We start from the raw sequence: 12,825 nt of genomic DNA, 5'->3' as shown, positions 1-12,825 counted from the left end.
AGGTCGGGGCTAGGTGAAATGATGCTGAGCTCGATAGTCTGCGAAGAGTTCGCAGATCTGACCTTGTGTGACGCCCCATGAATCAAGGGGATACTCATGACGCCCGTGTCTGGAAGTCGGACTGGCCTCAATCCAGGTGCGCATTTGTTGCTCGGTATGAGGTGTTAGGGTGAGTCCGAAGTACTCATATATAGACTGCACTACTGCCAAAGGATCCGTGACGAATCGTCGATGATCGACATCAAAGAATTGCCTTGGGAATCTTTGGCGAGCTCGTTGTACTTGGTCTACGGCGAAGCGCCAGAAGGTGCATTGCCACGCTCCGATCGAGTCGGGCGTTGCGGGATGACCAAGATACTGTCGAGCAGTGTATTGCAGGCTGCAGAGTGAAGGAATCGCTCTAGCTGGGTCACGGTGTGTTTGGATGACGCAAGCATCGGGAAACACTTCAAGCAGGGTGTCAATATCAGTCATGTGAATTGGGCACTTTAGCAGCCAAGGCTTATTCTGTTCAGCTGAGCCGATGAGGCGAAGGATATTCGAATAGCGTATGTATGATTTGCTGGCACTCTGCGTGGCATACCAGTCAGCGTAACTTGGGCAGAGTAGCGCGAATGTTCGGCACGTAAAGCTTTGCATCAGAAGTCCATAGCATTCCTCAGCCTGATCGGGCAGTAGTTCATGTTGCTTGCGCGATTCAGGTATCCCAGCATGCATGGCTTCGATCCAATTCTCGCAATCGCGATACGCGGGATAATCTTTCCAATTCTTGCGAGGTGGACGCACCATTGGCCAGTCTATAAGCCATCTTTCGAGCGTCTGGAACTGCGGATCTACAGCGAGGAGCCTGTGCAATGCCGTGGTTCCTGTGCGAGGAAGTGCGGTAATTATTAGGGGGCGGCGGATTGGTACTGATATTATCTCTGGGTGCTCAGCCAAACTTTGCTCGGTGTGTAGCCTTGAGCTCAGTATGCCGATGATTCCTTCATAGAGGCGTTGCCAGCCAAATTCGCTTGGTCGAAGGTCAGCATCGTAGGAATGAAGTAGGGCTTCGAGTCCGCGACGGTAGCTCGGGTCACCAAAGTCATCAAGAGTCGTCTTGCGAATGGCGGCCTCGTGCAATTCGTCCTCCAGTCCTACGAACTTTCTGACAGTTTCGGTCATGACTACCTCGCGCGCCGACCAAGCTGAGTTATTGACGGCCCATAGACCAGTTGACTCAGCTTTTGCTATTCCGAATCTCAGAGGAGCAGAAGCAAGCACGTGTCGAGTGGTCGTGCTGTGTTCATGCCTAGATTAACGGTTGTGGGGGCTTGTCATCCACGAAACAGGCAGAGGCAGCAGGTGATATGAATGGTCTCCGCCTTGCGTAAAGGTGCCGGCTTCGAGCTATGCTCATGAGTCGCCACCAGTTTGTTCTTCGTTGCGCCGAGCCGAGTTGAATGTAGAACGAAAGATGCGATGCTCAGGTAGGGTATGTGTCGATCCGTGGGTTAACGGCAGTAAACCCTGTTTGGACGCTCCCCAGGTGAAGTGAAGCCGGTCTGTCCAGATGGTGGCTTCGGCAGGGGTGCGTTGCAGCTACTCATGCGAATTTACGACGCAGATTCGAGATGCCACCGGCCAAAAGAATCTGAGCCGCACAGAGGTCGCGAAGCTTGGCTTCGTCATTGGAGAAGCACCGAAGCACCTTCGAGCAGATGCTTTTAATGAAGAGTGACCGAAGATTGCTTCCTGGAGGCGTGATTCACAATTGTAAACGAGTTGCCGGCGAATAACGGTTGAAGAGAGTGAGGAAGTTTCGATACCGGTGAACTGACAAGTTACAAATCTGAATGGACAGACACTACAGCCCGTGACAATCGATTGTTTGGGTGAAGGCCATGGCGAACACTGGACGCCGGCGAGATCTAGAATGACGGCGCTCGATTGCGACGATTCGTATAGCCTCGCCGAGCGTTCTCGCGTACGTTCGGCGCAAGCGATGAAATCCAGAGGTAGTCACGTTCCTCAGTGCAACGCTTGCAGTCACTTAATGAAGGCCCGATAACTCGCACGCTTCTACAGTTTGCGTTGCCCATCCTCGGCATGAATGTGTTGCAATGCCTCGGCGGGACCCTGAATGCATTTTGGGTGGGACGGTATCTAGGCGAAGCGGCGCTTTCTGCCGTCGCGAATGCGCACTCCATCATGTTCCTGCTAACGGGCGCGGCCTTCGGTGTGGCGATGGCTGCAAGCATTGTGGTCGGCCAATGCATGGGAGCAGGGAAGATCAGCGAGGCTAAGCGCGTTGTCAGCACGGGTGCGATTGTCTTGTTGTCATTGTCGGCTGCGATGAGCATTGCGGGCAGCTTGCTGGCGGAGCCGCTGCTGCTCGCCATGAAGACCGCCAAGGAGTCGCTTGCTCTGGCGATCTCCTACACGAAGGTGATGTTTCTTGCGTTGCCGATTCTGTATATGTACACCTATGTAATATCCATGTCGCTCGGCACAGGGGACTCCAAGACCCCGCTATTGTCGATGGTGTTGGCGGTGTGCATAGGCCTCGTTTTCAATCCCCTGTTCATGTTTGGTGGAGGCCCCGTGCCAGGCGCTGGTATCGCGGGGTCCGCGCTTGCCACGTTGCTCGCGCAAGCAGTGAGCCTCGGAGTGCTGGTTCAGCATATGTATCGGCGTCGCCATCCGCTGTGCTTTTACAGCGACGATCTTTCGCTGCTACGGGTGGATTGGCCGATTGTCCGCGGGCTTCTGCGGATGGGTGTTCCGATGGCCGCGCAGGCGCTAGTCGTGTCCTCGAGCGCTGTGCTCATGATTGTGCTGGTCAATCGTTTTGGGGTGGAGACGACAGCAGCGTACGGTGCTTCGCTCCAGCTGTGGACGTACATACAATTGCCGGCACTAGCGATAGCAGTAGCTGTGTCGAGCATGACGGCGCAGAGCGTGGGAGCGCAGAACTGGGAGCGCGTGCACATGGCGGCTCGAGTCGGAGTGATTTATTGCACGCTCGCGACCGGCGTGGCAGTGCTGGCGGTCTATGCTGCTGACGGCTTTGCGTATCGGCTATTTCTACCGCAGGACTCGCCCGCACTGCTGATCGCAAGCCAACTCAATCGAGTCATTATGTGGTCCTTAGTTTTGCTGATGGTGGCGGTCGTGCTTTTTGGTGTCATGCGCGCGACTGGCGTCGTAATAGCGCCGCTTTTCATCCACAGTCTGTCGCTCTTCGTCGTGCGCTTTCCTCTGGCGTTGTTATTGCTGGACCGCTGGCAGGCTGATGCGATTTGGTGGAGCTTTTCGATTTCTTGCACCCTCGACTTTGTACTGGCAACGTTGTATTACCGATATGGAGGTTGGCGGACATCAGGGCGAGGCGAGCTCCTCGCCGAGCGGCGTACAGCAGCGCCAGAGCGAATTCGGGGGCGCTCTGCCAAGTGAAGGACTTCTCGTCCAAGCAGCTTTCGTATCAGCCGCATGATCTTGTTGCCCCCGATTAGCGAAATGTGGTGCCATTCGCCGAGCGGCGGCGATCGCGCGGCTGGCCAGTCGTCCGAGGCAGGCAATCGTTGCCTGCGCGCTCTGACGAGGTCGGCACCATTGAGAAAGCGTGGTCGTTAAGATGCTCTGTCGTGCAATCTGATCAGCCGTTCACAACCTCATCGGAGCGGTCCCGAACCTAACATCACGATGGGGCGAAAAGGATCGATCATACGCTGCCCCGACGGCCGCGGTGTGTATCGCACCGCCTCGTAACGGATTCTCCCTCTAACTGGCCGGTTTCGATCAGCGGTAGACCTCGCGCTGAATCATGCCTAACGCGCGTGCGATCAGCTTTGCCTAGCACTCACTCCGGATAGTCACGTACTAGCGCTCGTGGCTCCCCTCCCCAGATGGGCCCCACGATCTTTTACCGAGCGGCCACCTGCCTGATGGTGCGATTTCGTCCGCCCAGACAGCGACTCAAAGAAGAGGCGGGTGAGGTAAGTTAACCGGTCACCATCAACGGCGGAGGCAATATCAATGGTCAGCATCACTGATATTTCAGCGCTAGTAACGTCAATGAACTTGCGGCTCTATTCTTGATATTGGCAAAAAAAGGACAATTGCTATCCACGCACAACGAGTCGTATGAGCCACACATTAAACGTTGAAGGCCCAAAGCACTCTATAGCAGCCATTGCCATAGCTATTGGGACGGCGGTATTTGGCCCTGTAGGTCATGCACGGAACATTTCTGCACAGGCGCCCAAGCATGGTGCGGCCAGCCCGATTTCTACCTTGGTCCGTGCCTCCGAAGTCGGGGCGCATCTCGATTCGGATCTGATGAAGGGGGGTGGTACAGATGACACCTCAATCCTTCAAGGGATACTCGATCGAGCCAAGGGAGGGGAAGGGGTGCATTTGATCATCGATGGGCCGGCGCTGGTGACGGGCTTGGATATTTATAGCAATAGCACAATCGAGTGCACCGGGGGGGGCGGGCTCTACCTGAAGGACGGTTCCAACCGCGCCATAGTGCGCAATGGGCATCGCTCCAGATTTGAGGTGACGGATCAACGGGTAGGTATTCGAAATTGCTTTCTGAATGGCAACAGCGACGGTCAACTCGTCGTCGGTCCTCCACTTTCCATGTATCGGGTTGCTCAGGAGGCTGACGGCACCTTTATGTCCGGACTGCAGTTCTCCGGCGTGCACTATTTGGTCGTGGAAAATGTGCACCTATGGAACATTCGGTCCTTTGGCATGGGGGTGGCGAATGCCAAGTTCATTCAGATTCGGGACGTCACAGTGGATATCGGCGCACCACCTTTTCCTACGAGTGGTGGCCTTGCCGCTGCGCAGGCATGGATGAAAAAATACGCGGGCAATCGAGATGGGCTAAATTTTGCCGGACCCATTCAGTACGTGACTATTAACGGAGTCTTGCTCCGCAGTTGGGATGATGCGCTGTCCTTCCATGCGGACGTTGCAGCGACGGCTACCAGGGAGAATGTTCTGGGTCCATTTTTAGGGGGTGGTCCGATCACGGATGTGACGGTCAACAACGTCGTCTTTGAGGGAGCTTCTCATGGTATCCGCTTGCAATCGGCATCCGAACGGATGGACCGGATCATTATTTCTAACGTGTCGGGAACCGTGCGTGAACGAATGGCGGTGATCAGCTCAATGGGACTTCGGGGCGGGGGCAATTTTGGATCGATAATAATGAGCAATGTAAACGTGGACCTGCTGGATAGCTATTCCCGGGAAGATTTATACGCTCCGCTCATGGACGCGTTGCCAGCCGAAGCCCTGGCTGAAACACAGGCGTGGTGGAAGTTCGAGTCATTAGACATCGGAGAAGAGAGTGACCTGCCCTTGTTCTCGTTAAATGGTGACATTGAGAATCTGCAGCTGCGCCAAGTAGCAACTAAGGGTATCGCTAAGCGCCCTCTGATCAGAATAGGTAACCATGCCGCAATTGGCGCGTTGACAGTGGATCTTAGCATCCACTCTACCGATCAGACTGCTGTCCCAATGAAGATCCTGGGAAAGATTGAGCGTGCAAATATCTTTCTGGACTGGGGAGGAAAGAGTCCGATTGAGTACCACGGGGGGGGAGCAATTGCGCAGTTGCGCTGGGACGGACCCGAATACAAGTGAGGATCTTTTTGTTTTGTCCTCGAACTGATCTGTCTGGAATCGGCGAAATGATGTTCCAGGGTCGGATGTAACGACCCAGGTGATGCATTGGCAGGTGCGGAAATGGCTGCAGGCCTCCGGCAGTAGATTTGAATGGCATTTGTCTCGCAGCGGTGGGGCGCATGCAGCCGGCGTTCTTGCTTCGTTCGGGCACGGTTTGGTCTCTACTGGTCGCAGACACACATCGCTGGTACGCAGCTATGGACTTCGTTAGGAGTTCGTCAATCGCACACGCCAGTGCGGGGCGGTATGGGCCAGAGTGCGATTCGTGCTGAGAGGTCAATGCCTGCGTCGTCATCGCTTCGATACCTTGCAGCACGCCAGTCGTGTGTTCGGAGATTGAATCGACTTCCGCAACAACCAGCGACCGTAGCAGGCGCTGGGCAAAAAGGAACCAGCTGCGGCCGATGCAGTGATGCATTGGCGTCCTGAACGGGTTTCGCTGGGAACTTCGCCGCTTGGCAGCGCGGTACAATGCGACGGCATGATGCGTGCCTTTGGCAATGTTGACATCAAGGAGACGTGGGTCCGCTTCGTGCTGGTTGAATGATCGTGTGTGCTTCCAAGATTGACACGGTCGATTTGCCGAACAGAGCGACGGATTTCGGCACTCCATGTTACGAGTGATCTTGGGATAACTCCGGATCCAGTCCTAACAGCGATCATCAGCGGCGGACTTGGCCCGTCGGTATGTCTGTCTATGTGCTCAGTTGGAGCCTGCGCCGCGTTACGTTTGTGGTACGTGAGGCTACCTTTTGCCAAAAACCAATCTAACTACACCCCTCGCATTCCGCTCAACTCTCTTGGTGTGAAGAAGCCATGCCTGCAAAATTTGACCGCCGCGAGTTTCTAACTGCAGGTGGCGCAATGTCCGCGTACGTGAGTGTAGCTAACCGTCCGTTGCTCGGATCGAGCAGTCGAGCACGCGTAGTCGACTTGAGAGCGGACTACTTGGATCGACCCTTAGGCTTGGAGTCGTTGCATCCTCGGCTTTCTTGGCGATTGGAATCAGACAGCCGAAATGTACGACAAAGTGCATATCGAATTTGGGTCGCCACCAGCGAAGAAGGGCTCAACTCCGGATGCTGCGATCTGTGGGACAGCGGCAAGGTCCATTCAAGAAAGTCGTTCGGGATCGCGTATCGAGGTCGTGAAGCCGCCTCGCGCCAGCGCTGCTGGTGGAGCGTGCAAGTGTGGGTCGAGGGTGGTGAATCGTTGCTCGCCAGTGCTGCCTCTTGGTGGGAGATGGGGCTACGCGAATCAAAGGATTGGGCCGCGCATTGGTTGGCCGCAGAGAGCGCGACGGACCGCGCCGATCGCGAAGCTGGGTTGCACTGGATCTGGGGTGCAAGAACGAACGAGGCGACGACGCGCCAGTTTCGATTCAAGTTTCGATTGCCAGCGGCCACACGAATCGGTGAGCTGTTCGCTGTCACGAACGATATCGTCTTGTTCACACAGATCGGCCGTGTGTGGCTCGATGGCGAGATCATCGGCGGCCGAGGCGCATGGTGCAACAATGCCGACGAGGTCGGTGTGAAGGAATCCGATACGGTGTTGCGCAAGCTGAAACGGATGCCTGCCGGTGAGCATCTGCTTGCAGTGGAGGCCCATACCGCCGATCTAAATTCAACGACAACGCTCAGGGTCACCCCCATAACCGAAGGCAAATTGGTGCATGGGTTGGCCGTATTCATGCGTTTCAAGCTGGACAATGGAGAGACTCTGCGGATTGGCAGCCGGTCGAATTGGAAAACGCGTTTGGCGCAAGCCGATAAGTGGTACGAACCCGGGTATGACGACACAGCGTGGGAGTTAGCTGAGGTGATGCCGATTGGGCATCAGCCGTGGCCGGCGCAACCCGCAATGCATCTGCGTCGCACCTTCGTGTTGGATCGCCCGGTGCGCACGGCGCGCCTCTATGCCACCGCACTGGGTGCGTACGAAGCGCGGCTGAACGGCCGTCGTGTGGGCGATGCCTTGTTGGCACCGGAGATCTCCCAGTACGCGAAACGTGTGCTGTATCAGATCTACGATGTCAAAGAGATTCTGCGCTTGGGTGCGAACGTGCTTGGGCTGACGGTGGGGGATGGTTGGTATGCCAGCTTCGACGATAGGTACGCCTTTGGGCTTCCGCCCCGACGCGTTCTGGCGCAGTTGGAAGTGATCTTCGAGGATGGTTCGCGGCAGACGGTCGCGACCGACCCGGAGTGGCGAATCACAGAAAGTGCCATTCGCGAGTCGCAAATGCAGAGTGGCGAAATTTATGATGCGCGCTTGGAGCAGCCTGGCTGGGATGCTTCCGGATTCGACGCCTCGCACTGGGAGCGGGCACACTTGGCAGAGATTCCGCCTGGGCGATTGGTCGCCCAGGTGACTCCCCCAATTCGAGTGATGCAGATCCTAAAGCCACGAGCGATCACGCAACCCACACCTGGAGTATACGTTTTCGAGTTCGGTCAAAATTTCGCTGGGTGGTGTCGGCTCAGGGTCACAGGTGACCGTGGCAAGCGTGTCGAATTGCAGTTTGCGGAATGGTTGGCCGACTCGGGCCAGGTTCGTCAAACCTACTCTGATAGTGGAGTGCAAAAGCAAGATGTTTTCTTTTTGAAGGGCGAAGCGGCAGGGGAGACACTCGAGCCGCATTTCAGTTATCGAGGGATACGCTATGTTCAGGTGACGGGACTGTCAGCTGTGCCGACACTGGATGTGCTCGAAGGAATCGTCGTACACACGGACCTCAAAATGACAGGCCGATTGCGTACGTCCTCGCCAATCATCGAACAGATCTGGCGCAACCATATGTGGTCGCGTCGCTCGAATTTGGTAGCGGTGCCCACTGACGGAACACGCCGAGAACAGCGGCCCTACACAGGATGCACCGCATTGTGCTGGGATGACGCTGCCTACAATATGGATGTGGCGGCCTTCACTTCGCGAATCATGGACAACATCAGCGATGAGCAGACCGCGAGTGGCGCATTTCCGATCATGGCTCCGACTCCGCAGAGCAATAATGCTGAGATGACTCTTCCGGGGAGCGCCCCGGGGTGGTGCGAGGCCGGCATCGTTCTTCCCTGGATTGCGTGGCATCGATATGGGGACATCGCATTGATCGAACGTCATTGGGAGCTGATGAATCGCCACGTGCAATTCATTCTGGACCTCAATCCAGACCATCTTTGGAGAAAAGGACGTAGTTGGGACTACGGAGACATGTTTTCCCTGGATTTCACGAAACTGTCATTCAGAACGCTTCCAGCAACGCCCTCGGACTTGATTGCGACGGCATACTGGGCCGGTTCGGTCGAGCTACTGGCGAAAATGGCAAGGGCGATCGGGCGCAGGACAGACGCCGATCGTCTGTACGCGTTGTTCGGCCAGGTCCGTCGCGCTTTTCAATACGCATTCGTCCAGGAGGATGGAACTGTCGGCAGCGGTAGTCAGACGAGCTACGTCTTGGCGCTCAAGTTTAACCTTTTGTCTGAAGGCTTTCGGCGGCGTGCCGCGGAGCGTTTGGCGGACGACTTGCGTCAGCGCGGCGTTTCGCTTACGACCGGGATGTTGGGAACTCGGTTTATTCTGGAAGTACTCACGGACGCGGGCTTTGCCGACCTCGCCTACGGCCTCCTGCTCAGGACCGAGTTCCCCTCATGGGGATACATGGTCCGCCAAGGTGCCACGACGATGTGGGAGAATTGGGATGGTACATATGAGTCGAGGGATACCGACGGAACCGTCAAGATCAATCACTTCGAAAAAAATCATTCGGACTTTGCCAATCTATCGGGTTTCTTATTCCGTCGTATCGCGGGCATTGATGCGGGAACCCCGGGTTTCGAAACAATTGTTATTCGCCCTACGCTTGATCCTCGTGTGAGGAGTGGAGGAGGCGACTACGATTCGATCATGGGCCGTATCTCGACGGACTGGTCACAGAATATTGATGGCAGTTTTACCCTCGATGTCAAGATTCCGGCTAATACTACCGCTCGGATTCATCTGCCCGCCTCGTTGAACAATCGGATACAAGAAGGTCGTCGAGAGGTTACAGGACGGAAGGACCTGCGGTTGGTAAACCGCTCGAATAGCGAAGCGGTGTTTGAAGTCGGATCAGGTTCGTACACGTTCCGTGTCGAACGATAGAATTCGTCTGCTAGCACGCGGCGTCGTTGCGGATCGGCGAATGTTTGATCAATGACAGCGCCGGGCCAGGAAAGTCGTTCTCATGCCTTCGACTTTGCCAGCAACAACTAATTGAATCTCAGGAGGGCCGGGACCCAAGACATTGTTCGATGCGATTTGCTGCGATCTTAGCTCCACCACTGTCTCTAACGATGTGTTGCATACGAGCTATTCTGCTGGCGAGCGAAGTATCGCCTAGAAGCTGAGTGACCTGCTCTCTTATGGAGTCCGCTGACATCATCTGCTCCGGAAGGTAGCCACCCAAGCCTAGTTCGGCCAGGCGGTACGCCGTTTCTGCATGAACGGGCATGCGAGGCACTGCGAGCAACGGAACCCCGTAATATAGTGTCTCCATCACCGTGCCCGTGCCTCCCTGAGATATCGTTAGCGTGGAGTGCGGGATAATTTGAAAATTGTATGCGACCCGGTTCAATTCAAAATTACTGGGTAGAGGGCCGAATAGGTCATCGGAAACGTTCGCGCCAGGTGAAAGGACGACATGAAAATCCGAGCCGGAGAAAGCATTGATCATTGTTCTGAAGTAGGTTGTGCCTTCGTCGGCCTGCGAGCCTGAGACAAGTATGATCGGTTTGCCACCGCTATTATTCCTCCACTCAGAGGCAGCCGGTCGATTCAGGCAAGGTCCAACAAAGCAAAACCGGTCATCGAATGAATCGCCATGAAACTGAAATTCTCGGGGAATAAAAAATATGTTCAAGTCAGCGGCATGCGTCAGGTTGTTCTTGCTTTGAACGCCATAGGCTTGCAAGAAACAATCAAGCACCTGCGAGAACGAAGGAATGGGAGAAGGATTCAAAAATACTCCATTCTCCCGAATAAAAGTATCACCATAGGGAGCAAAGTGAGGGCTCAGTTGAACAGCGGAACAGCCTAGACGAGCTGCTAGCATTCGGCCGACAAAGCAGGCGCGATCGTACAATATCAGATCCGGCTTATTCTCTTTGTAGTAGTTCTCTAGCTGTGGAAACGCGCTTGCTGCAAAGAGAATCAGAAACGGCCCTACGATCGAGGCCCAAATAGTATAGAAGTTCTGATCGTAGAAGGCTGACGCTGTGGAGAACGCTGCGGCGTTCTCCACCTTCACATCCTTGAAAATAACAACCTCTGCGCCGGTCTGCTTCACGACCGGCGCGTAGCGATCGTTTGTTGCGAAGGTCACTCGGTGACCGCGGTTGACCAGCTCTGAACACACACCGAGAACAGGGTATAGATGAGCATTGGTCAACAGCGTAAAGACTGCGATGTGACGAGATTTCATTGCTGCCCTCGATTCCTTGTTCGCATCAGTGTTTGTCAAGGTCGTTGCCGGATGGATGTCCTTGAAAGGATCGTATGGCGCCGAATTCACGCATAGATCGAACCGGTAGTGCCATCGCACGAGCCTCTCGTCGTTGATTCGCGCTCGTTCCGGTTAACCTGAAAGCGTAGGCGTTAATCTGATGGTGCCAGCCAGAGTGATAAAGAGATTGGCGAGGGGACGGGGGGTTACGGCAACAAGGATCGGAATAAGCCGTTCATGAAAGGATCTTAGGCGCGGACTAATCCACAACTTGTACTGAGCCAGAGTGTAGCCGTGATCGCTGCGCAGACACAGCATCGTTCGCAGATTTCTCCATGGTTTCGTACTTTTAATTATGTCCTTTGCGGAGTTTGAAAGGACCAAAGAGTCCACGAGCGATGGCCACTTGTGAAGGAAGATCTCGGCCCACACAGACGATGCTGATTGCGTGTTTCCCAGGCGGTAGTTGATTAGCGGTTCGGAAATTAAAAACGCCCCGCCGGGCAGGTGGTCTTGAAAAATTACGCCTATGTGGATGAACCAAGACCCATAATACCGCTCCCTTTCGCGAGACATCCAAATGTCCCGTTTCACAATGACGTTACCGATATTCCACAGAGTATTGTCTAGTTCAACAAACAACCGATCCGTTTCGCCGCTCTCATAATTGCGGTCTGATTCGAAGTCAATAAAACGGCTACGAACGATCTTCGACATAGTGAAGTCTCTTAACTCCATGTTTACCACGACAAGGCTAAGATTTCCTGCTAAAACCGCCATAACACGAGCGATGGCGTTGGGCTTCAGCCAATCATCGTCCGACATTAGCCAGCAGTACTCGCCACGAGCAAGGTCAACGGCGGAGTCGAAATTTCGATCGAGTCCCAGATTCGTATCGTGTCTGAAATAGCGTAGACGATCGAAGCGACGCGCATAGGATGCGATCACTTCTTTAGTGTTGTCTGTCGACGCATTGTCCGAGATAACTATCTCGCAGTCGTTGTGCGCCTGAGAGATAATATTATCGAGTGTTGCGCCGATGAACGAAGCGCGATTGTAGGTCGCAATGCAAATGGAGAGTTTGCAGGTCGGTCGTTTGGTCATAGAGGGTTCAATCATTTCGAATCAGATGAAGAGCGGATATGGACAGGCAAAATGGGCTGAGCTACCACATACCTGAATGACTCGCTGAGGCTAAGGGATTTCTCGCGAAGTTCCACCACGTTCGTGGCTTCCTCTGTGCCTGGCCCTGCCAAAATGCTTGCCCTGTGTGTGAATCGCTTGAATGTCGCTGTGTTTTGGGGTGTTGACTGTTTTAGCGTCTATCGCCAGATAATTCGACGACACCGGTAGCTTCCTTCGGGACGACCTGGGTTTCGGCGAACATCACGGGATGACTGAGATGTAACGGTCGAAACGCTGGTGGCGGGAAGAGGGTTTGACTGCAGAGGGCGGCTCGAGCCGAGCGGTCGTTTAGTCTGGCATCCGTAATCGCCGTGACCCGATGAGCAAGGCCAGTGAGTTGATGTGCATCGCACCTTTGTCGAGGTCTAGGTTTCTAGGCGTGAGGACGGTGGGGCTCACTGTCGGTGGCGGACGTAATTTGCACACTTCTGGCGGACGAAAATTGCACAGTCAGGCAGGGTTGCCGCTCCGTGAAC

At 54.8% G+C, this 12,825-nt stretch carries 6 protein-coding genes; 3 read left to right on the top strand and 3 right to left on the bottom strand.

Features of this window, described 5'->3' with window-relative positions:
* Positions 1 to 9: 9 nt before the first annotated feature.
* On the bottom strand, positions 10 to 1,164 hold the full coding sequence (locus GYH35_RS34160; protein ID WP_161830714.1) for a sulfotransferase family protein: 1,155 nt from the start codon (positions 1,162 to 1,164) through the stop codon (positions 10 to 12).
* A gap of 858 nt (positions 1,165 to 2,022) precedes the next feature.
* On the opposite strand from GYH35_RS34160, the gene GYH35_RS34155 reads away from it, so the two are divergent.
* From GYH35_RS34155 to GYH35_RS34145, 3 genes are all read left to right on the top strand, one after another.
* Positions 2,023 to 3,435 carry an MATE family efflux transporter gene (locus GYH35_RS34155; RefSeq protein WP_161830713.1) on the top strand — a complete coding sequence of 471 codons (1,413 nt, stop codon included), beginning with the start codon at positions 2,023 to 2,025 and terminating at the stop codon, positions 3,433 to 3,435.
* Between the two features lie 690 nt (positions 3,436 to 4,125).
* On the top strand, positions 4,126 to 5,640 hold the full coding sequence (locus GYH35_RS34150) for a hypothetical protein (protein ID WP_161830712.1): 1,515 nt from the start codon (positions 4,126 to 4,128) through the stop codon (positions 5,638 to 5,640).
* 858 nt (positions 5,641 to 6,498) lie between these two features.
* Entirely contained in the window at positions 6,499 to 9,825 is a 3,327-nt protein-coding gene (locus GYH35_RS34145; RefSeq protein WP_456115299.1) for a family 78 glycoside hydrolase catalytic domain, read from the top strand.
* Positions 9,826 to 9,943: 118 nt separating this feature from the next.
* Here GYH35_RS34145 and GYH35_RS34140 read toward each other — a convergent pair whose 3' ends face one another.
* Positions 9,944 to 11,143 carry a macrolide family glycosyltransferase gene (locus tag GYH35_RS34140; RefSeq protein ID WP_161830710.1) on the bottom strand — a complete coding sequence of 400 codons (1,200 nt, stop codon included), beginning with the start codon at positions 11,141 to 11,143 and terminating at the stop codon, positions 9,944 to 9,946.
* A gap of 153 nt (positions 11,144 to 11,296) precedes the next feature.
* Positions 11,297 to 12,268, bottom strand: coding sequence for a glycosyltransferase family 2 protein (locus GYH35_RS34135; RefSeq protein WP_161830709.1), 972 nt, complete (start codon positions 12,266 to 12,268; stop codon positions 11,297 to 11,299).
* Positions 12,269 to 12,825: the final 557 nt, after the last annotated feature.

This window comes from Steroidobacter agaridevorans, assembly GCF_009932555.1.
GTDB lineage: Bacteria > Pseudomonadota > Gammaproteobacteria > Steroidobacterales > Steroidobacteraceae > Steroidobacter > Steroidobacter agaridevorans.
The sequence above is the reverse complement of the archived record's forward strand: the minus strand, read 5'-3'. Positions and strand labels throughout refer to the sequence as shown.